Annotated in this window: 15 protein-coding genes; 4 read left to right on the forward strand and 11 right to left on the reverse strand. The window is 72.4% G+C overall.

Annotated elements, in window-relative coordinates; all coding sequences use genetic code 11:
- Nucleotides 1-79: 79 nt before the first annotated feature.
- The gene (locus tag ACH4K1_RS07055) at nucleotides 80-1,477 is read right to left on the reverse strand and encodes a DUF4192 domain-containing protein (RefSeq protein ID WP_398087344.1); all 1,398 of its coding nucleotides are present in this window, start codon (nucleotides 1,475-1,477) and stop codon (nucleotides 80-82) included.
- 111 nt (nucleotides 1,478-1,588) lie between these two features.
- Here ACH4K1_RS07055 and ACH4K1_RS07060 point away from each other — a divergent pair, with 111 nt between their 5' ends.
- Complete coding sequence (locus ACH4K1_RS07060; protein ID WP_398087346.1) at nucleotides 1,589-3,760, forward strand: RecQ family ATP-dependent DNA helicase; 2,172 nt, start codon at nucleotides 1,589-1,591, stop codon at nucleotides 3,758-3,760.
- A gap of 216 nt (nucleotides 3,761-3,976) precedes the next feature.
- Nucleotides 3,977-4,618: a hypothetical protein gene (locus ACH4K1_RS07065; RefSeq protein ID WP_398087347.1), complete on the forward strand. Its 642-nt coding sequence runs from the start codon at nucleotides 3,977-3,979 to the stop codon at nucleotides 4,616-4,618.
- 203 nt (nucleotides 4,619-4,821) lie between these two features.
- Here the strand turns inward: ACH4K1_RS07065 and ACH4K1_RS07070 are convergent, their stop codons facing one another.
- The 6 genes from ACH4K1_RS07070 to ACH4K1_RS07095 form a co-directional block, all read right to left on the reverse strand.
- Nucleotides 4,822-5,448: a hypothetical protein gene (locus ACH4K1_RS07070; RefSeq protein ID WP_398087348.1), complete on the reverse strand. Its 627-nt coding sequence runs from the start codon at nucleotides 5,446-5,448 to the stop codon at nucleotides 4,822-4,824.
- A 64-nt stretch (nucleotides 5,449-5,512) separates the two neighbouring features.
- Nucleotides 5,513-6,223 carry a ribonuclease HII gene (locus ACH4K1_RS07075; RefSeq protein ID WP_398087349.1) on the reverse strand — a complete coding sequence of 237 codons (711 nt, stop codon included), beginning with the start codon at nucleotides 6,221-6,223 and terminating at the stop codon, nucleotides 5,513-5,515.
- A gap of 234 nt (nucleotides 6,224-6,457) precedes the next feature.
- Nucleotides 6,458-8,329 carry a DUF4153 domain-containing protein gene (locus ACH4K1_RS07080; RefSeq protein ID WP_398087350.1) on the reverse strand — a complete coding sequence of 624 codons (1,872 nt, stop codon included), beginning with the start codon at nucleotides 8,327-8,329 and terminating at the stop codon, nucleotides 6,458-6,460.
- A 239-nt stretch (nucleotides 8,330-8,568) separates the two neighbouring features.
- Nucleotides 8,569-9,477: an ADP-ribosylglycohydrolase family protein gene (locus ACH4K1_RS07085; protein WP_398087352.1), complete on the reverse strand. Its 909-nt coding sequence runs from the start codon at nucleotides 9,475-9,477 to the stop codon at nucleotides 8,569-8,571.
- Between the two features lie 12 nt (nucleotides 9,478-9,489).
- Nucleotides 9,490-10,149 (reverse strand): histidine phosphatase family protein, encoded by a 660-nt coding sequence (locus ACH4K1_RS07090; protein WP_398087354.1) that lies wholly within the window; start codon nucleotides 10,147-10,149, stop codon nucleotides 9,490-9,492.
- Nucleotides 10,150-10,216: 67 nt separating this feature from the next.
- Nucleotides 10,217-10,822 (reverse strand): YdbC family protein, encoded by a 606-nt coding sequence (locus tag ACH4K1_RS07095; protein WP_398087355.1) that lies wholly within the window; start codon nucleotides 10,820-10,822, stop codon nucleotides 10,217-10,219.
- A gap of 238 nt (nucleotides 10,823-11,060) precedes the next feature.
- Between ACH4K1_RS07095 and ACH4K1_RS07100 the strand changes: the two genes are divergently transcribed.
- Entirely contained in the window at nucleotides 11,061-11,597 is a 537-nt protein-coding gene (locus ACH4K1_RS07100) for a TerD family protein (protein WP_398087357.1), read from the forward strand.
- Between the two features lie 221 nt (nucleotides 11,598-11,818).
- Here the strand turns inward: ACH4K1_RS07100 and ACH4K1_RS07105 are convergent, their stop codons facing one another.
- The 3 genes from ACH4K1_RS07105 to nrdR all read right to left on the reverse strand — a co-directional run bounded on the left by ACH4K1_RS07105 (nucleotide 11,819) and on the right by nrdR (nucleotide 16,714).
- A complete protein-coding gene (locus tag ACH4K1_RS07105) occupies nucleotides 11,819-12,763 on the reverse strand; it encodes a hypothetical protein (protein WP_398087359.1) in 945 nt (314 codons plus the stop codon).
- A 367-nt stretch (nucleotides 12,764-13,130) separates the two neighbouring features.
- Nucleotides 13,131-16,028: a vitamin B12-dependent ribonucleotide reductase gene (locus ACH4K1_RS07110; RefSeq protein WP_398087360.1), complete on the reverse strand. Its 2,898-nt coding sequence runs from the start codon at nucleotides 16,026-16,028 to the stop codon at nucleotides 13,131-13,133.
- Between the two features lie 173 nt (nucleotides 16,029-16,201).
- A complete protein-coding gene (gene nrdR / locus ACH4K1_RS07115; protein WP_309055207.1) occupies nucleotides 16,202-16,714 on the reverse strand; it encodes a transcriptional regulator NrdR in 513 nt (170 codons plus the stop codon).
- A 570-nt stretch (nucleotides 16,715-17,284) separates the two neighbouring features.
- On the opposite strand from nrdR, the gene lexA reads away from it, so the two are divergent.
- Nucleotides 17,285-18,082, forward strand: coding sequence for a transcriptional repressor LexA (gene lexA, locus ACH4K1_RS07120; RefSeq protein ID WP_307670240.1), 798 nt, complete (start codon nucleotides 17,285-17,287; stop codon nucleotides 18,080-18,082).
- A gap of 199 nt (nucleotides 18,083-18,281) precedes the next feature.
- Here the strand turns inward: lexA and ACH4K1_RS07125 are convergent, their stop codons facing one another.
- Nucleotides 18,282-20,252, reverse strand: coding sequence for an ATP-dependent DNA helicase (locus ACH4K1_RS07125; protein ID WP_398087363.1), 1,971 nt, complete (start codon nucleotides 20,250-20,252; stop codon nucleotides 18,282-18,284).
- Nucleotides 20,253-20,290: the final 38 nt, after the last annotated feature.

Consider the following 20,290-nt stretch of genomic DNA (forward strand, 5'->3'; position numbering starts at 1 on the left):
GGGGCCGACCGATGGAGGGGCTGGGCGGTGGAGGGGCCCTGCCCGCGCCCAGCCCCTTGCCACCCTCTTCACGTTCGCGTCATCGTCGCGTCCGGCTGGTGCGGCTGCCGTACCGGCGGGCCTCGCCCGGTCGGCGGGGCGCGGCGGCCCGAGGGCGGTTCGGACCGTGCGACGCCTCGCCCCGCTCGGCGGCCGAGCGCCGGGGAGCCCTCCCTTCCCGCCGTCCCTTCCGGGGCAGGGAGCGGACCTTGCGCACGCGCAGGGGAACGCCGGTCCGGTCGGCGGCCCGGTCACCTGTCCGGTCGGCGGAGCCCGCCGAAGCCTCCAGCGCTTCGGGGCCGGAGCCCGGCTCCTCGGCCGCCGCCTCTCGCAGGCAGCGGCGCAGGGCCTCCGGATCGAGCCCTTCGTTGCAGGCCCGGTGCAGCAGTTGGGCGAAGGTGTAGCCGGGGTCGGCTCGCAGAGCCAGCGACAGGGCGACCCGCGCGCCCGGCTCGTCGCCCGTGGACCAGGAGACCCAGCCTGCCAGGGTGAGGGGAGCGGCGGCGTGCTCCCCGTACGGCCCGACGCAGCGCCGGGCCAGGGCCCGCCACAGCCGCAGGGCCGACTGCGCCTCCGGTCCCTCCATCCAGACGGCGGCCTTGTCGCGGGTGTCGCGGTCCTGGAGGCCGAGGATGACCGCGGCAGCCTCGTCGGATCCGACCAGCTGGTCGTCCCCGGCATCCGCGAGCGCGGGCGGGGCGGGCCGCGCCTTCGCGAGGCGGTCCATGAGGGTGCGGGCCAGCCCGAGGGTTTCCACCGCGACCTGCCGTCTGGCCCGCTCGTCGAGGAGCCGCGGCAGCAGCACGGGGCCCGCCCTGTCCAGGGCCTGCTCCTGAGCCGCCGCGGCTGCCGGTACCTGCCACGGCCGCAGCCGGTCCTCCATGTCCCGCAGGGTGCCCCGGACGTGGACGCCCGCGTAGGTGGCCGCGGCGGCCATCACCGTGGTGCCCGGCAGCGCCAGGGGGTTTCCTTCGTCGGGGCAGCACCGGGTGTCGGGGCAGCAGTAGGACCAGTACCGCCCGTCGGAGATGCAGAGCGCTTCGAGGACGGGCACGTCGAGTGCTCCGCACGCCGTCCGCAGCCGCTGCGCGAACGGCCTGAGCCGCTCCATGGCCGACCGGCCGCCCGAGCCGTCCGGGGAGTCCTGGCAGAGGAAGAGCACGATGGCGTCGGGCTTGCCCTCGCGGCGCTCGCTCTCCGACACCAGGCACTCCGCGAGCTGGTCCGCGACCGGCCCCCATTCGCCGGGCGCCTGCGGAATGCCGAGGCGCAGCCGCCCGCCGAAGCGGCCCCGGCCGCCGTGCAGCGCGACCATCACCACGCTGTCGTTGGGGTAGAAGCCCATCAGATACGGGAGGGCGTCGGCGAGGTCGGCGGGCCCGCGCAGGGTGATCTGCTGCTCCCCGGACCGGCCGGTGGATTCCTGGTGCTTGTTCATGGCTCGACGGTCCCGCAGCCCGCCGAATCCCGCGACCCCTGTGGATAACGTTATCCACAGGGGTCGCGCGGCCGTTCGCGGTTTGTCGTAGCCATCGGGTTGCATGGGGGGATGACCAACGCAGACCGTGCAGCGCTCAGGGCTTCGGCCGACTCCGTCCTCGCCCGCCTGGTGGGCGACGCCACCGGCAAGGCCGTACTGCGCGAGGACCAGTGGGTGGCCATCGAGGCCCTCGTCGCCGACAAGCGCAGGGCTCTGGTCGTGCAGCGCACCGGCTGGGGCAAGTCGGCCGTCTACTTCGTGGCCACCTCGCTGCTCCGCGCGCAGGGCAGCGGCCCCACGGTGATCGTCTCGCCGCTGCTGGCGCTGATGCGCAACCAGGTGGCGGCAGCGGCGCGGGCCGGGATCAGCGCCCGCACGATCAATTCGTCCAACACGGAGGAGTGGGAGAGCGTCCAGGCCGAGGTGGCGGCCGGTGAGGTCGACGTCCTGCTGGTGAGCCCGGAGCGGCTCAACAACCCCGACTTCCGCGACCAGGTGCTGCCGAAGCTGGCGGCGGCGACCGGCCTCCTGGTGGTCGACGAGGCCCACTGCATCTCCGACTGGGGGCACGACTTCAGGCCGGACTACCGGCGGCTGCGGACGATGCTCGCCGATCTGCCGGCGGGTGTGCCGGTGCTCGCCACCACCGCCACGGCCAACGCCCGGGTGACGGCGGACGTCGCGGAGCAGTTGGGCACCGGCGCGGGAACCGACGCGCTGGTCCTGCGGGGGCCGCTGGACCGGGAGAGCCTGAGCCTGAGCGTGCTGCGGCTGCCCCACGCGGCCCACCGGCTGGCCTGGCTGGGCGACCATCTCGGCGAGCTGCCCGGCTCCGGGATCATCTACACGCTGACGGTGGCGGCGGCCGAGGAGGTCACGGCCTACCTCCGCCAGAATGGGCACCCCGTCGCCTCGTACACGGGGCGTACCGAGAACGCCGACCGGCAGCAGGCGGAGGACGATCTGCTGGCCAACCGGGTCAAGGCGCTGGTCGCCACCTCCGCGCTGGGCATGGGGTTCGACAAGCCGGACCTCGGCTTCGTGGTGCATCTGGGCTCGCCCTCCTCGCCCATCGCCTATTACCAGCAGGTCGGTCGTGCGGGGCGCGGGGTGGAGCACGCCGAGGTGCTGCTGCTGCCCGGCAAGGAGGACGAGGCGATCTGGCAGTACTTCGCCTCCGTCGCCTTCCCCCCCGAGGAGCAGGTGCGGCGCACCCTGGACGTGCTGGCCCGCGCGGAGCGGCCGCTCTCCCTTCCCGCGCTGGAGCCCCTGGTGGATCTGCGGCGCACCAGGCTGGAGACGATGCTCAAGGTGCTGGACGTCGACGGCGCGGTGAAGCGGGTCAAGGGCGGCTGGACCGCCACGGGCGCCCCCTGGGTGTACGACGCCGAGCGTTACGCGTGGGTCGCCCGGCAGCGGGAGGCCGAGCAGCAGGCCATGCGCGACTACGCCTCGACGACGGCGTGCCGGATGGAGTTCCTGCGTCTGCGGCTGGACGACGAGGCGGCCGCGCCGTGCGGACGCTGCGACAACTGCGCCGGCGCCCGCTTCGACGACAAGGTCTCCCCCGCCGCCCTGGACGGGGCGCGCCACGAGCTGGGCCGGCCCGGCGTCGAGGTGGAGCCCCGCAAGATGTGGCCCACCGGGCTGCCCGCGGTGGGCGTCGATCTCAAGGGGCGCATCCCCGCGGGCGAACTGGCCTTCGCCGGCCGGGCGCTGGGACGCCTCTCCGACATCGGCTGGGGCAACCGGCTGCGCCCCATGCTCGCGGCGCAGGCGCCGGACGCCCCCGTGACGGACGACGTCACGGACGCCGTCGTGACCGTGCTCGCCGACTGGGCGAAGGGGCCGGGCGGTTGGGCCTCCGGGGCGGCCGACGCGGCTCCGCGGCCGGTCGGTGTGGTGACCGTGGCCTCGCGCCGCAGGCCGCAGCTGGTCCAGTCGCTCGGCCACCGCATCTCCGGGATCGGCCGGATGCCTTTCCTCGGAACGGTCTCCTACGCACCGGGCTCCGAGGAGGTGCGGATGTCCCAGACCAACAGTGCGCAGCGGGTGCGGGCGCTGCACGAGACCCTGGTCGTGGAGACGGAGCTGGCGGAGGCGGTGGCCTCCGCGGGCGGGCCCGTTCTGCTGGTGGACGATCTGTCGGACACCGGCTGGACCCTGGCCGTGGCGGCGCGTCTGCTGCGGCGGGCCGGAGCACAGGGGGTGTTTCCGCTGGTCCTCGCGGTTCAGGGGTGACGGAAGGAGTCATCCTGGGCAGGGCTGGGCAGGGATATCAGTGTCATTCCGGCTGATTCCCGTCAGCCTCGGCAATTGCTCGTTGCCGCCCGCCGGTAGGCCAGGGAGAATTGGGGTCGCCCCCGCACAGTTCCTCATCGGGCCCGGAAGGGCTGTGCCGCGGCGTGCCCTCACTCGACCCTGCCCGCACCGTGGGCGCGTAGCGAAGGGAGGACCGTGACCTTCGGATTCGCCCCGTCCGCAGCCACGTCGACATCGGCGTCCTCGGTTTCCGTCGACTCCGTCAACCGCCTTGCCCGGATGCTCGAACCGGCGGAGTGGGCGTCGGCGGGCATACCCCTGCTGCGCAGCCCCCGCGAGATCGTCAGCGGGCTGCACTCCCGGCACCGGCCGGCGCCGGCCACCGCCGTGGTCGCGGTTCTCGACCATGAGGAACGGCTCATCGCGAGCGCTTCGTTCGCCCGCCGGACGACGGTGCCCGCGGACGGCTGGGAGTTCCGCAACGCCCTGCTGGCGCAGTTGCGGCGCGTCATCCCGCACGACCTGCGCCGTCGTACTCCGGTCCGTACGGCCGTGCTCCTGTACTGCCGTGACGGTGACGAACGGTGGACCGAGGAGGACGGCGCGTGGATGTGGGGCCTCCGGGACGCCTGCACCCTGCACGGGCTGCGCTGCGGCGCGTACATCACGCTGACCCGCGGAGGCTGGCAGGTGCTCGGCGAGGGAAGGGGAGGGCGGCGGCCCAGTTCGCTGTCGGAGCCCACGCTCCTGGCCGACACCGTCCCCGGCCGTCCGACCGCACCGACCCGGACGGGCGGCGGGGCGGCGGAGGCGCTGCGGCGCACCGCCGCCCGCTGACCGGACGACGGCCGCTTGGGGGGCAGAGCCCACCGGCGGCAGACGGCGGCGCCGGACGGCGCGGACCGGCCGCGGGCCGTCCACCGTCCGGTCCGCAGATCAGCCGCCGGGGCGGACCCGGCACCGGCCGGAGACTCCGCGGAACCCGGCCGAGGCGTCTCCGGCCGCCCGCACGGACGGCCGGAGACACCGGTGTGACGGGTTCAGACCCCGGCGCCGAGTGCGGAGTTGGCCGTCTGCGGGTCGCCGCAGACGATCAGCAGCGCGGCGGCACGGTCACGGGCCGCGGGCAGGGCACGGGCCACGGTCCGCTCGGCGTCGTCGCTGTTGACCGCGACGACCACCACGGGACGGGGGCGGGCCCGGTCCAGGGCGGAGACGTCGGCGAAGAAGACGTCGTCACCCGCGTCGTGCTGGGCCCAGTACGCGGCTTCGCCGAAGGACAGCTCGTGGTCGGCCCACGGGTGCTGTTCGCCGGTGGTGAGTACCAGGATGTCGCCCGGCGCTCGGCCGGACTCCAGCAGCAGGTCGACGGCTTCCTCGGCCGCGTCGAGCGCACCGGCCGCAGAGGCCGGGATCAGCTGGATCTGCGGTGCGGAACGATTCTCCGCCGGCTGCGGACGAGCGGGCGCCGCGGGGGCGGAGTGGGCGCGCTGCGCCGGGGACGCGGGGCGCGCGGGGGCGGGGCCCGGACGGCCGGGACGCGGGGTGGCCGCTGAACGCGGGCCGGGTACGGGACGGGGGGTCGGCGTGGTGCGGCCGGTGGCCGGAGTGACGCGGGGACCCTGGGCGCTCTCGGGAATCTGAGGCTCCTCGGAGATCAGAGGCATGACGGTGGTCTGGTGCGGACGCCGGTGTCGCCCCGGCGCCGGTAAAAGGGGCGCGTGCGCGCGATCAGAATTCGAAGCCGAGCTGGCCCCCGCTTTCGAGTGCGGCCGCCTCGGCGGAAATACGGACCTTCTTCAGGTGTTGCCACCGGGGCAGGGCATCGAGATACGCCCAGGAGAGGCGGTGGTGGGCGCTCGGCCCCCGCTCCTCCAGCGCGGCCCGGTGCACGGGCGAGGGGTAGCCCGCGTTGGCGTCGAAGGCGAAGCCGGCGCAGTCCTCGGACGCGGCGCCCAGCTCGGCCATCATCCGGTCCCGGTGCACCTTGGCGATCACCGAGGCCGCCGCGACCGCGATGCAGGACTGATCGCCCTTGATCACGGTGCGGACCTTCCAGGGAGCGCCCAGGTAGTCGTGCTTGCCGTCGAGAATCACCGCGTCGGGCCGTACCGGCAGCCCTTCCAGGGCCCGCACGGCGGCGAGGCGGAGAGCCGCGGTCATACCGAGGTCGTCGATCTCCCGGGGAGACGCCTCGCCCAGCGCGTAGGCGGAGACCCAGCTCCGCAGCACGGGTTCGAGCCGGGCACGCCGCCGCGGGGTCAACAACTTGGAATCGGTGAGCCCTTCGGGCGGGCGGCGCAGGCCGGTGACCGCCGCGCACACGGTGACGGGTCCGGCCCATGCACCGCGTCCGACCTCGTCGACACCGGCGACGGTCCTGGCACCGGTGGTAGCGCGAAGTGAGCGCTCGACGGTGTGCGTGGGTGGTTCGTACGGCATGGCGCCAGCCAGCGTACGCCGAGAGCCACGGCAGCAACACCCCGGGGCGCCGTGCGGGCCGCGAATCGGCCGCCGAAGGCGGCTGCAGCACCCCTCGAGCCCTCCGCGCCCGTGGCGGCGGAGGGGCTGCCGGGTGCGGAGGGGCCCCCATCGGGGCGGGGCCCGTGGGGGCTCTGGCCGCCTGGAGCGCCCGCCGGTCGGAGAGCGCGCCGACCCGCAGGGCGGGGAGCCGGGTCAGTACGGGTCGTAGCCGTCCCTCTCCGGCTCGTAGCCCTCACGGCTCCCGTCCCGGCCCAGGCGGTAGCAGTCGCGCCCGTCCCCCCGCACCGGGCGCTCCTCCAGGATCTCCTTCGCCCGCGCCTCCCCCCAGCTGGTCGCGTACCAGGGGGCGTCGGTGCGGAGGACCTCGCGCTGGACGATCCGCAGGGCGCAGGAGCGTTGCGGTTCGGGCAGCCGGTCCAGGGCCGGGACGGCGTCGGCGGAGAGGTCCTTCAGGTAGTCGATGTCGACGCCGGCCTCCTCGTCGGCCTCGAAGCGCTGGACGTTCTGCTCGGCCACCAGGCCGTCCGGCGAGATCAGCCCGAAGGCCAGCACCCCGGCCGCCGCGCTCAACGCGACGGCCCGCGGCAGGAATCGGGCGCCGAAGACCCCGGCGGCCAGGATCAGGATCAGCACCACGCCGAGCCAGAGTTCCATCGCGGCCACGGAGATCCGCAGCCGGGTCAGCCCGTACTCGTCGACGTACAGGTCCATGCGGCGCAGCGCGGAGGCGACCACGACGAGGGTGAGCACGCAGAGGGTGCCGAGGACGGCACGGACCAGCGTCCGGTCCCGGCTGCCGCCGCGCGGGGCCCACCGCAGGGCCAGGGCGATCACGAGGAGGGTGAGCAGGGTGGCCCACAGGAGCTGCCAGAAGCCCTGGCGGGCGTACTCGGCGTGGTCGAGCCCCGTCTCCGCCCGCACCTTCTCGTACCCCCCGAGGAGGACGACGAGCTGGAGGGCGATGAAGGCGGCGAAGAGCAGGTTGAGGACGATGAGCGGCAGCGCCCATTCGGCCCGTCCCCGCGGTTTGCCGGGCCGGACGGTGATCCCGTCCCAGCGCACGGGGGCGGCCGCGGCGTACGCGGCGGCGAGTGCTCCGGCCAGACCGAGTGCGAACAGGAAGATCCGCCACGGCGCCTCGCCGCCCGGGGCGTCGGGCAGGAGGTCTCCCAGCAGATCGGCGAAGGCGGCGTCCGCACTGGCGAAGAGGGTGCCGAACACCACCAGCAGCACCAGGGCCACGGCCGCGGTGCGCAGGGCGGCGCCCCAGCGCGCCCGCGAACCGTCGGCCCGCGCGCGTACCCCTCGTACGCCCCAGATGACGCCGGGGACGAGGGAGTCGAACAGGCCCACGGAACCGATGAGGACGCCCGGCCAGCTGCGGTTGCCGTGCAGCGTCAGCGACCCCAGGGCGAACGCCGAGACCACCGCGAGGAAGGTGGGCCAGCCCGCGTCCCGGAGCGCGGGCACGGCGAGCAGCGCGAGCCCTCCCACCGCCCAGGTCGCGGTCCAGGGACGCAGCCGGCGGCCCGCCGCGCGCGCGGCGAAGTACGCGGCCAGCGCGGCGGGCGCCGCCACGATCAGGAGGTTCACCCCGAGTCCGTCGCCCAGGAAGTACGCGCACAGGACGGCCGTGGCCAGGACGGACCAGAGCACGGCGGGTGGGATCAGGGGCGGGGCCGGTGGCCGGAGCCGGGCCACCGGGCCGTCCTGCGCGCTGCTCCCGGCACGGGCGCGGGGAGCCCCCGCGGCGTACTGCCAGGGGTTGGCGGGGCTGCCCGCCGGTGCGCCCGGAACTCCGGGGGTCCTGGCCGCACCGCCGGGCGCGGCGCCCCGGGCGGGGGCGCCCACCGTCTCGGCGGCCCTGACGACGCCTGCCGGTGTGCCGCTCGCGGAGGCCGCTCCGCCGCCCCCGGCGGGGGCGGGGGCGGGGTCCTCGCCCGTACCGGTGGTCCTCGCGGCGTGGGCGGCCTCGTCGGCCTCCGCCGGCTCCGGTGGCCGGGACGTGCCGGTTCCCGGCGTTGGCTCCGGCGGTACGGACTTGTCGGGCTGCTGATCGGACATGGGGCCCCTCCCCCACCGGCGCCCCGCGCGGCCCCCAGCGGTACGCACGCCCGGCCGGTGTCTCATTCGGCGCACGCCCTCAAGATCAACCAGGGGCGGCGTGGCCGAAAGAGTAATCCCGAACGCCCGTTCGCAGGCGCACGGAGTGGTCCTGTGGCAGGACCGTGACAGACGGCCGCAGCCCCGGCGGGGGCCGGAGGTTCGTCGGAGGGGAAACGGGCGGGCGGGGGACGGTGGGTTCAGCGGGGCGGGAGCTCCAGCCACGCGGGCGGTTCCTCCGTTTGCGCCAGCCACTCCTCGGGGGGCGCTCCGGCCTCGTCCGAGGCGACCACGCCGCCGACGATGGCGCACGTCGTGTCGACGTCACCGCCCGCCTGGGCCGTGACCCAGAACGCCTCCTCGTAGCCACCGAGGCTTCGCGCGGCCGACCAGAGCGCGAACGGCACGGTGTCGTGCGCGCTGGTGCGGCGCCCGTTGCCGAGGACCGCGGCGACCGTCCCGGCGTCCTGGTAGTCCAGCATGTCGCGGGCCCGGCGCAGCCCCGCTCCGACCGCGCTGCGCGGGACGAGCGCGACGACGCCGTCCAGCAGCTCCTCGGGGCTCGGCGGCCCGCCGGGGGCGGCGGCGAGCGACGCGGCGGCGGCCACGGCCATCGCGCCGACGACCGCCTCGCGGTGCTGGTGCGTGGGGTACGAGGAGATCTCGGCCTGGTGCGTGGCCTGCTCCGGATCGTCCGCGTACCAGGCGCCGAGCGGAGCGATGCGCATCGCGGAGCCGTTGCCCCAGGAGCCCTGGCCGTTGAAGAGGGCCGAGGACAGCTCCCGCCAGTCGCCGCCCTCCCGCACGAGCCGGAGGAGCCGGTTGACGGCGGGGCCGTAGCCCCGGTCGAAGTCGTGGTGCTCGGCGAAGGAGCGGACCAGTGCGTCCTGGTCGACACGTCCGTGCGCGGCGAGCACGGCGAGGACCGAGCAGGCCATCTCGGTGTCGTCGGTCCACTGCCAGGGCCCGGGCGGCAGGGCGCGCTGTTTCAGCAGGGGGTAGTTGGCCGGTACGAAGAACTGGGAGCCCAGGGCGTCTCCCACGGACAGCCCACGCAGGCTGGCCAGGGCGCGTTCGAAGCGCCGCTCGGAAGCAGAATCAGCGGTCATCGCCCGGCCACTCTATCCGGTACGGCCGTACGGCTCAGGGATCCGCCAGCGCTGGAAGGGCCGGTCGAGGGTGTAGCGGCCGTTCTCACCCAGCAGCAGGGTCCGCGTCTCGCCGTTGCCCGGGTTGGACAGCGACTCGAACTCCGCGACCGACCAGTGGAACCAGCGCATGCAGAACAGCCGCATGGTCAGCCCGTGGGTGACCAGCAGCACGTTCTCCGGGTGGTCCGGCTCCTCGAAGCTGCGGTGCAGGCTCTCCAGGAACGCCCCGACCCGGTCGTAGACGTCGGCGCCGGACTCCCCCTGGGCGAAGCGGTAGAAGAAGTGCCCGTAGGCGTCCCGGTAGGCCTTCTGGAGCCGTACGTCGTCCCGGTCCTGCCAGTTGCCCCAGTCCTGCTCGCGCAGCCGGGGCTCCTCGCGCACCCGGACGCGCGCCGGGTCGAGGTCGAAGGCGCGGAAGGTCTCGTGGGTGCGGCGGTACGGCGAGATGTAGACGCTCACCCGCTCGTCGCCGAACTGCTCGCGCAGCCGCGCCCCGGCCTCCCGGGCCTGCCGCAGACCGGTGGGGGTGAGCCGGAGCGCGTGGTCGGGCTCCCGCTCGTAGACCGAGTCGTCGGCGTTGCCCTCGGATTCGCCGTGCCGGACGAGGACGATGCGCTGGGGTCGTGCCATGGGTCCGAGCCTAGGGGGTGCCGGACGATTCCCGTCATCGCCCCGGGGTGCGCCCCGGCCCCGCCGGTCAGACCGTCCAGGAGGGTTCCAGCTCCACGACGTCCCCCGACAGCCCGATCACGTCCGTCTCGGTCTGCGCGCGGGCCGCCAGCCGCTCGGCCCCCGCCGCGCGGTACTTTCCGCGCTCGGCGCTCGACTGCCACAGGGACAGCGCCAGGAACTCGTTGCCCGGCGCCTCCGCGAACACGCCGCGCACCATGCCGGGCGATCCGGCCATGGCGGGGTTCCACACCTGCTGCTGCATCAGGACGAAGTGCTCGGCACGCTCCTCGCGCACCCTGCTGTGCGCGACCCTGACGACGTCCGCCCCCGCGAAGTGCGGTTCGAACCCCGTCTTCACGTCGAAGCGGCGCTCGAAGAGCGTGACCCGCATGTCGCGGAACATGCCGGACTGCCCGGCCGCCAGCCGGTCGTGCCCGCGGGCCATGAAGGAGTCGTAGAAGACGCGGTTCTCCCAGAACGCGAAGACGTGGGCGACGTCGGGGCGCGTTCGGCTCCACCCGCCGCTCTGTCCTTGGAACCCCGGCTCGCCGAGCAGCCCCGCCCACTTCCGCTGTCCCCGCTCGAAACCATGACGGTCCACCACGGAGCAGCGAATCCACTTCACCAGCACCGCGCCATCGTACGGCGCGGAGGGTGGCACGCGTCACGTTCCCGGGAAGCCCGCCCCGCTCGCCCCCGCGTGCGGTGTCCCGGACGCGGGCGCGGCCGTACGCGGCGCCGCCGGTTGGCCCGAATCCGTCGTCCCGGAACGAGGCAGTTGGTTCCGCGGCCGGTTCCGTACATGATCGGGTGATCGTGTGTCGGGTGATGAGCACGGCCCGCGGGCCGTCGGCCGGGAGGGGAGTCCCTTGAGCACTCCGAACAAGGACATCGAGAAGGTCGAGGTACGGGTCAAATGGGATCCGAGCCCGCACGGGGCGGCCGCCAACGACCTCGACATCATCGCGGCGACCTATCCGGCCGACGAGCCGTACGGCGCCCCCGCCTACCTGGTCCACTTCGACAGCCGCTCGCCCGACGGCACCATCACGCTGAACCGGGACAGCCGGACCGGGCAGGGGTTCGGCTTCGACGAGGTCATGACCATCGAGCTGTACCGGCTGGCTGAGCGGTACGGGCGGGTGGTGGTCGGCGTCGCCATCCAGCAGCGCGACGGCCGCAAGACCTTCGGCGACATAGGGAGTACGGCGATGGAGATCGCGGAGGGATACACGAAGCTGGCCGAGAACGACTTCTCCGGCGTGGCGGGGGCGACCGCCGCGGTCGTCGGGGAGTTCACCCGGGACGGGGCGGGGCTCTGGGGGTTCCGGTCGGTCGTCCGCGGTTTCGAGGGCGAGCCCGACGTGTTCGCCGCGGAGATGGGGAGCCGGGCCGCGGAAGGGTGACATCGTCCGGATCCGGTCAAACCGGCGCCGGCCCGGGTGGCCCCCCGGGGCCGGCGGGGCACGGGGGAAGCTCGCGGTCCGCGGACACGGAAGAGGGTGCCGGCCACCGGCCGGCACCCTCTCTCACACGCTGATCAGCACGGCTCCTAGAACCCGCTCACCGGCGCGTTCCGCGCCCTGTCACCGGGTTATTGGCGTAGACCACTTACTCCTGGCGTGCGCTATTCCTCGGCATCCGGCTCTCGATCGGGGAACGCACGCAGCCTCAGCTGCGGCGCCCGGTGGTCGGCGAGCCACCGCATCCGGTTGTCGTCCGCAGCGATCCCGGCACGTGCGGCCTGGGTCCACTCCTCGCGGTCGAGCACCTCGAGGTAGGTCGCCCGGAGCGCTTCCTGTTGTGCCGCGGTGCACCCCGCAGCCTCGGAAGGCTCCGTAGTCAGGTGCTGAGTGAGCACCGCGATCGTGAAGTAGCGCTCCATGGTCGGGCTGAGCAAACCCACATGGCGGGCATGAGCCTCCAGGACCACTCTCGCATGGGGGTAGTGAGCGAGAGTGAGTCCCATCCCCCCGCAGTCGCTCATGAGATGGAGTAGCCGACCGATGTGGTCGACCATCTCGCTGTCAGGGTCGAGCTCTGCAAGCGCCTCATGGAGTCTGGCGACTGTGGCGACCTTGCCGGCGAAGTATCCGTTGAGGAAGTCGCCATCACAGGCCCTGCGCAGCAGCCAGGGTCGGGCAGCTGGGTCGTCGAGTCTGCAGAGAGCTTCGACGACGTAGACACGTCCCCAGCCGGTGACTCGCTCGGCGAGCCAGAGCAGGGCTTCGACTCCTCCTGTCTGCCGCTCGAAGGCGTGCGCCGCCAGCGGCCCGAAGCGGTCGGAGAGCAGCCCGATCGTCTGTATCAGCGGGATGTCGTCGGCTGTTCCCACAACGGCGAGCAGGGCAAGCCCGACGGTGACTGAGCAGCGATCGGTGCCGTAGCGGACCAGCCAGCGGCCCGTTTGACGAGCGCGTTCTACGTCCACCCGCGCAGCCGCGGCGGCGATGTGCTCGTTGTGGTGAATCGGGACATAGACGTCATGGAAGACGTCGGCCAGTTCGCTGGGCAGGGCGGAGGCCCGCGCGAAATGCGTGTCCAGAATGAGCGCAATATCCTTGCCGGCCAAGTGCCGGTCTTTGGGTGCCTTCGGGCCCCGGCGACGGTGCAAAGCGTCATCGGGAAAGGGGTACCCGTCGCGCGGAAGCGGCTCATCCGGAACCAGTTGATGTAGCCGGAGCGCGTGGTCGAACAGCGTTGCCGGTGATCCGGGCAGTCCTGTCCCGGTCGTCCCGCTCATCGGCGGACGGAGCACTCGATTCTCTTGATCATGGCCCGGAGCATGCCACGAGCGCAATCGCCGCGACAAGCCCTCGACTCGGCAGCGGGTTGCATCCAACGCCACGGCCCAGCGTCACACCTGTCAGGGCGGTGAAGCCGCGCAATCGGCTTCACCGCCCTGACCAGCTACTTCACGCCCTCACAGGCGTCCGGTGTCAGCTGCAACCGCTGGTCGAGCCGCAGCCCTCGCAGATGTAGCAGGAGCCGGCGCGCTGCATCTTCGTACCGCAGGAGAAGCAGAGCGGGGCGTCGGCGCTGATGCCGAGCTGCATCTCGACCAGTTCGGCCGAGGTGTGCGCGGTCTTCGGCACCGCCTTCGCGGCGGACTCCGCGGGGGCCGGCACCGCCTTCAGGGGCTCGACCTGGACCGGGGCCGACTGGGCCAGACTGTCCGTGTCCAGCTCCTCCGCCTCGAACGCCGGCTCGTAGGAGCCGGTGTCCAGGTGGCGCTGGCGCTCCTCGGCGGAGTGGATGCCGAGGGCCGAGCGGGTCTCGAAGGGCAGGAAGTCCAGCGCCAGGCGGCGGAAGATGTAGTCGACGATCGACTGCGCCATCCGCACGTCCGGGTCGTCCGTCATGCCGGCCGGCTCGAAGCGCATGTTGGTGAACTTCGAGACGTACGTCTCCAGCGGGACGCCGTACTGCAGACCCACCGAGACGGCGATGGAGAAGGCGTCCATCATGCCGGCGAGGGTCGAACCCTGCTTGGACATCTTCAGGAAGACCTCGCCGAGACCGTCGTCCGGGTAGGAGTTGGCGGTCATGTAGCCCTCGGCGCCGCCCACGGTGAAGGAGGTGGTGATGCCGGGGCGGCCCTTGGGGAGGCGCTTGCGGACCGGACGGTACTCGACGACCTTCTCGACCGCCTCGCGGATGGTCTCCTCCGCCTTGGCGGTGACCTCTTCCTTCTCCTTCTCCTTGGTCTTGGCGGAGAGGGGCTGGCCGACCTTGCAGTTGTCGCGGTAGATCGCGAGCGCCTTGACGCCCATCTTCCACGCCTCGAAGTAGACCTCCTCGACGTCCTCGACGGTGGCCGTCTCGGGGAGGTTCACCGTCTTGGAGAGCGCGCCGGAGATCCACGGCTGGATGGCCGCCATCATCCGGACGTGGCCCATCGCGGAGATGGAGCGCTCACCCATCGCGCAGTCGAAGACCTCGTAGTGCTCGGTCTTCAGGCCGGGGGCGTCGATCACGTTGCCGTGCTCGGCGATGTGGGCGACGATCGCCTCGATCTGCTCGGGCTGGTAGCCGAGGCGGCGCAGCGCCTGCGGCACCGTGCCGTTGACGATCTGCATCGAACCGCCGCCGACCAGCTTCTTGAACTTGACCAGGGCGAGGTCGGGCTCCAGGCCGGTGGTGTCGCAGGACATCGCGAGACCGATGGTGCCGGTGGGAGCGATGACCGAGGCCTGCGCGTTGCGGAAGCCGTTCTTCGCACCGAGCCGGATCACGTCCTGCCAGGCCTCCGTCGCGGCGGCCCAGACCGGCGAGTCGAGGTCGTCGACGTGGACGGCCTTGGCGTTGGCGTCGGAGTGCTGCTTCATGACCCGCTGGTGCGGCTCGGCGTTGCGGGCGTAGCCGTCGTACGGGCCGACGACCGCGGCCAGTTCGGCGGAGCGGCGGTAGGAGGTACCGGTCATCAGCGAGGTGATGGCGCCGGCCAGGGCGCGCCCGCCGTCGCTGTCGTACGCGTGGCCGGTCGCCATCAGGAGGGCGCCGAGGTTGGCGTAGCCGATGCCCAGCTGGCGGAAGGCGCGGGTGTTCTCGCCGATCTTCTGCGTGGGGAAGTCCGCGAAGCAGATCGAGATGTCCATCGCGGTGATGACCAGCTCGACGACCTTGGCGAAGCGCTCGGACTCGAAGGACTGGTTGCCCAGGCCGTCGTCCTTGAGGAACTTCATCAGGTTCAGCGAGGCGAGGTTGCACGAGGTGTTGTCCAGGTGCATGTACTCGCTGCACGGGTTCGAGCCGTTGATCCGGCCGGACTCCGGGCAGGTGTGCCAGGCGTTGATGGTGTCGTCGTACTGGATGCCCGGGTCGGCGCAGGCCCAGGCGGCCTCGGCCATCTTGCGGAAGAGGGACTTGGCCTCGACCTCTTCGATGATCTCGCCGGTCATCCGGGCGCGCAGCCCGAACGTGCCGCCGGCCTCGACCGCCTTCATGAACTCGTCGTTCACACGGACCGAGTTGTTGGCGTTCTGGTACTGGACGGACGTGATGTCGTCGCCGCCCAGGTCCATGTCGAAGCCCGCGTCGCGCAGGGCGCGGATCTTCTCCTCCTCCTTCACCTTGGTCTCGATGAAGTTCTCGATGTCCGGGTGGTCGACGTCGAGGATGACCATCTTGGCCGCGCGGCGGGTGGCGCCGCCCGACTTGATCGTCCCGGCGGACGCGTCGGCGCCGCGCATGAACGAGACCGGGCCGGAGGCGTTGCCGCCGGAGGAGAGCAGCTCCTTGGAGGAGCGGATACGGGAGAGGTTCAGGCCGGCGCCGGAGCCGCCCTTGAAGATCATGCCCTCTTCCTTGTACCAGTCGAGGATCGACTCCATGGAGTCGTCGACGGCCAGGATGAAGCAGGCGGAGACCTGCTGCGGCTGGGGCGTGCCGACGTTGAACCAGACCGGGGAGTTGAAGCTGAAGATCTGGTGCAGGAGGGCGTACGCCAGCTCGTGCTCGAAGATCTCGGCGTCCGCGGGAGAAGCGAAGTAGCCGTGGTCCTCGCCGGCCTTGCGGTACGTCTTCACGATCCGGTCGATCAGCTGCTTGAGGCCGGTCTCGCGCTGCGGCGTGCCGACGGCGCCGCGGAAGTACTTGCTGGTGACGATGTTGACCGCGTTCACCGACCAGAAGTCGGGGAACTCGACGCCACGCTGCTCGAAGTTGATCGAGCCGTCGCGCCAGTTGGTCATGACGACGTCCCGGCGCTCCCACGCCACCTCGTCGTACGGATGCACGCCGGGGTTGGTGTGGATGCGCTCGATGCGCAGACCCTTGCTCGCCTTGGCGCCCTTGGTGCGGGAACCTCGTGCCGGGCCGCTCGCCGTCTCTGTCATGCCGCCTCCCATATGTGGGCGAAAACGCCCTGAAGTGCCCAGATCTTCCCAGGCACAATGTGTGTCCGATACTCCGGCCGCCGCGCACGGCGGCCGGAAGCACATCTCATGTCGCCCTGCCGCCGGCACGCAGAGCTACGTCTGCGGGCACGGGCGTTCCGGGCGGGTACCGCTCAGTCGGCGGCGATGGCGGGCGCGGGGACCTCAGGGGTCTCGCCGCTCCCGCGGTCCTTCTCGGAGGGCCGCTGCCCGCGCAGTTCCACGATGGCGGCCTCGAAGTCCTCCAGGGAATCGAACGCCCGGTAGACGGACGCGAAGCGCAGGTACGCGACGAGGTCGAGTTCCTGCAGGGGGCCGAGGATGGCCAGTCCCACGTCGTGGGTGGTCAGCTCGGCGCTGCCGGTGGCGCGCACCGCCTCCTCGACCCGCTGGCCGAGCTTGGCGAGGGCGTCCTCGGTGACGGGCCGTCCCTGGCATGCCTTGCGGACGCCGGAGATGACCTTGGTACGGCTGAAGGGCTCGGTCACGCCGCTGCGCTTGACGACCATCAGCGAGCACGTCTCCACCGTGGTGAAACGGCGGGAGCAGTCGGGGCACTGCCGGCGGCGACGGATCGAGGTCCCGTCGTCGGTGGTGCGACTGTCGACGACTCTGCTGTCGGGGTGCCTGCAGAAGGGGCAGTGCATGGCTCCCAACCCTCCTTCACACGCACGACTGAATAGCCTCTTCAGGGCCCTCTGCGGACCCCTGGAGGCAGTCCCCAGCATAGGTGATGCTCACGGCGTGATTGCACCGAGACCACAACTTCTGGGCGACCGGAGCAATCCAACCACTAGATCTAGGGTCGAGTCGCGTTTTGGGCCCTATCGCGTGTCGCGCGCCGGACCTCAGCGGGAGGTCGTCGGAGGGGGCGCCCGCAGGAGCCCCGGGCCAGGGAAGAGGGTACGGGAAAAGCGGGGGCGCCGAGTCGCCGGGGCACCGGTCCGCGGGCCGGACGGAGGGGGACGCGCGGACCGGATGGGAGACTGGGGGCGGGGAACCGGGCACCGCGCCGCGGGGAGGTCGCGCACGGCTCCCGGGAGGCCGTGCGACCGCACCGGAGAACCGCCGGGCGGCCGGGGTCCGTGCCGCTCATACACCCCTCGGTAGCACCACAGCACCCCTTTATTCGTTTTTCACTCGAACGTGTGTTTGGCGCAACCTTTCGAAAGCTACTACCGTTGTCCGGCTAGGGAGAACATTCGAGAGGGGCCGACGTGACCACCACCGCAGACAGCGCCACCATCACCGCCCGGGACCACCGCTCCCAGAGCCGACTTGAGCCGGTGCATGCCATGAATGACGCACTCACGAACACGGACGGGCCCGATCCCGCACGTTCCGGGCGCTCCATGCCCGGCAGGCCCCCGGGCATCCGGGCGGACAGCTCCGGACTCACGGACCGCCAGCGGCGGGTCATCGAGGTCATCCGCGACTCCGTGCAGCGGCGGGGCTACCCGCCCTCCATGCGGGAGATCGGCCAGGCGGTGGGCCTGTCCAGCACCTCGTCCGTCGCCCACCAGCTCATGGCGCTGGAGCGCAAGGGCTTCCTCCGCCGGGATCCGCACCGGCCCCGCGCCTATGAGGTGCGCGGATCGGACCAGCCCAGCACCCAGCCGACCGACACGACGGGCAAGCCCGCCGCCTCCTATGTGCCGCTGGTGGGCCGGATCGCCGCCGGCGGCCCGATCCTCGCGGAGGAGTCCGTCGAGGACGTCTTCCCCCTCCCCCGCCAGCTCGTGGGCGACGGCGAGCTCTTCGTGCTGAAGGTCGTCGGCGACTCGATGATCGAAGCCGCGATCTGCGACGGCGACTGGGTGACCGTCCGCCGCCAGCCCGTCGCGGAGAACGGGGACATCGTCGCCGCCATGCTCGACGGCGAGGCGACGGTCAAGCGCTTCCGCCGGGAGGACGGTCACGTATGGCTGCTCCCGCACAACGCCGCGTACCAGCCGATCCCCGGCGACGAGGCGACCATCCTCGGCAAGGTGGTGGCGGTGCTGCGCCGGGTCTGAGGAGCGCGTCGGTCACGGCTTCCGGCCCCGGGGTCTCTGCCTAGGGCGTCGATCACGACGTCGACCCCGGGGCTCTGCCATGCCCCGGCGGCCCACCCTCTGCGCTACCGTGCCTCACGCCGGCCGAGCGCTTCCGGGAGGCCGCGCCCCGTCCCGGCCGCTTCCCTCCCGTCCCGCCCTCTCCCGCCCCGGCCCCCCTCTAAGCGCCGTCCGCCTTGGCCTTGGCGTCGATGGCGGCCAGGGAGCGGCGCGCCTGGTTCCGGTCGGTGGTGTACCAGAAGTCGGGCAGCGAAGCGCGGAGATAGCTGCCGTACCGGGCGTTGGCGAGCCGGGGGTCCAGCACGGCGACGACGCCCTTGTCGCCCGTGGCCCGGACCAGCCGCCCCGCCCCCTGGGCCATCAGCAGAGCCGCGTGCGTCGCCGCCACCGCCATGAAGCCGTTGCCCCCGGCCTCCTCGACCGCCTTCTGCCGTGCGCTCATCAGCGGATCGTCCGGCCGGGGGAACGGAATCCGGTCCATCACCACCAGTTGGCAGCTCGGCCCCGGGACGTCGACGCCCTGCCAGAGCGACAGGGTGCCGAAGAGGCAGGTCTCCGGATCGGCCGCGAAGTTCTTGATCAGCTCACCGAGCGTCTCCTCGCCCTGGAGCAGGATCGGCTTGCCCAGCCGGCCCCGCAGCTCCTCGGCCGCCGCCTTGGCCGCCCGCATCGAGGAGAACAGCCCCAGCGTGCGGCCGCCGGCCGCCTCCACCAGCTCGGCGAGCTCGTCCAGCATGTCCGTACGGGATCCCTCGCGGCCCGGGGTGTTCAGATGCCGGGCGACGTAGAGGATGCCCTGCTTCGGGTAGTCGAACGGGGAGCCGACGTCCAGCCCCTTCCACTGCGGGACGGCCTCGCCCGCCGTGCCCTCGGGGGCCAGCCCGAGCGATGCGCCCACCCCGTTGAAATCGCCGCCCAGCTTGAGGGTGGCCGACGTCAGCACCACGGACCGCTCGGCGAACAGCTTCTCGCGCAGCAGCCCCGACACGGAGAGCGGGGCGACCCGGACGGAGGCTCCGAACCGCTCGTGCTGCTCGTACCAGACGACGTCGTACTCGGAGCCCTGGGTGATGCGCTCCGCGACGCCGTGGACCGTCTCGACCGAGGCGAGGGCCTGCTTGCGGACGGCGTTCTCGTCCTCCACCGACTTGTCCCGGGTGGCGCCGATGGCCGAGATCACCGTGCGCGCCGCGTCGCGCAACGCCATCAGCGCGTACCCGAGATCTTCCGGGACCTCTTCGAGCCGTCCGGGCAGCGCCAGCTCCATGACCCGCTCGAACCCCTCGGCCGCCGTCATCAAGGCGTCGGCGGCCTTCTCGTTCACCAGCTTCGCCGCCCGGCGGACCGCGCGGTTGACCTGGGCCGGGGTCAGCTCGCCGGTGGCGACGCCGGTGACCCGGGAGACCAGCTCATGGGCCTCGTCGACGATCAGTACCTCGTGCGAGGGGAGCACCGGCGCGCCCTCGATGGCGTCGATCGCGAGGAGCGCGTGGTTGGTGACGACCACGTCCGCCAGCTTCGCCCGCTCCCGCGCCGCCTCCGCGAAGCACTCCGCCCCGTACGCGCACTTGGACGCGCCCAGGCACTCGCGGGAGGAGACCGAGACCTGCGCCCAGGCCCGGTCCGAGACGCCGGGCGTCAGATCGTCCCGGTCGCCCGTCTCCGTCTCGTCCGACCAGTCCCGCAGCCGCAGCAGGTCCTGTCCCAGCTTGCTGGACGGGGCCGCCGCCTCGAACTGGTCGAACAGCCCCTCCTCCTCGTCCTGCGGAACCCCTTCGTGGAGCCGGTGCAGGCAGAGGTAGTTCGACCGGCCCTTGAGCATGGCGAACTGCGGACGGCGGCGCAGCAGCGGGTGCAGGGACTCGACCGTGCGCGGGAGGTCGCGCTCCACGAGCTGCCGCTGGAGGGCGAGGGTGGCCGTGGCCACGACGACCCGCTCCCCGTGCGCCAGGGCCGGCACCAGGTAGCCGAGCGACTTGCCCGTACCGGTGCCGGCCTGGACGAGCAGATGGGATTGGTCGTCCACGGCCTCGGCGACGGCTTCGGCCATGGCGACCTGGCCGGGCCGTTCCGTACCGCCGACGGCGGCGACGGCGGCGTGCAGGAGCTCGGGGAGGGATGGCTTCGTCATAGCCCGACCACCCTACGGCGCACCACTGACAACGGCGA

It is taken from the genome of Streptomyces sp. NPDC017448, from assembly GCF_044330565.1.
Classification (GTDB): domain Bacteria; phylum Actinomycetota; class Actinomycetes; order Streptomycetales; family Streptomycetaceae; genus Streptomyces.

Coding starts and splice junctions, on each gene's coding strand:
- ACH4K1_RS07055 (WP_398087344.1), bottom strand. CDS start 1,477: ATGAACAAGCACCAGGAATCCACCGGCCGGTCCGGGGAGCAGCAGATC.
- ACH4K1_RS07060 (WP_398087346.1), top strand. CDS start 1,589: ATGACCAACGCAGACCGTGCAGCGCTCAGGGCTTCGGCCGACTCCGTC.
- ACH4K1_RS07070 (WP_398087348.1), bottom strand. CDS start 5,448: ATGCCTCTGATCTCCGAGGAGCCTCAGATTCCCGAGAGCGCCCAGGGT.
- ACH4K1_RS07075 (WP_398087349.1), bottom strand. CDS start 6,223: ATGCCGTACGAACCACCCACGCACACCGTCGAGCGCTCACTTCGCGCT.
- ACH4K1_RS07080 (WP_398087350.1), bottom strand. CDS start 8,329: ATGTCCGATCAGCAGCCCGACAAGTCCGTACCGCCGGAGCCAACGCCG.
- ACH4K1_RS07085 (WP_398087352.1), bottom strand. CDS start 9,477: ATGACCGCTGATTCTGCTTCCGAGCGGCGCTTCGAACGCGCCCTGGCC.
- ACH4K1_RS07090 (WP_398087354.1), bottom strand. CDS start 10,149: ATGGCACGACCCCAGCGCATCGTCCTCGTCCGGCACGGCGAATCCGAG.
- ACH4K1_RS07110 (WP_398087360.1), bottom strand. CDS start 16,028: ATGACAGAGACGGCGAGCGGCCCGGCACGAGGTTCCCGCACCAAGGGC.
- nrdR (WP_309055207.1), bottom strand. CDS start 16,714: ATGCACTGCCCCTTCTGCAGGCACCCCGACAGCAGAGTCGTCGACAGT.
- ACH4K1_RS07125 (WP_398087363.1), bottom strand. CDS start 20,252: ATGACGAAGCCATCCCTCCCCGAGCTCCTGCACGCCGCCGTCGCCGCC.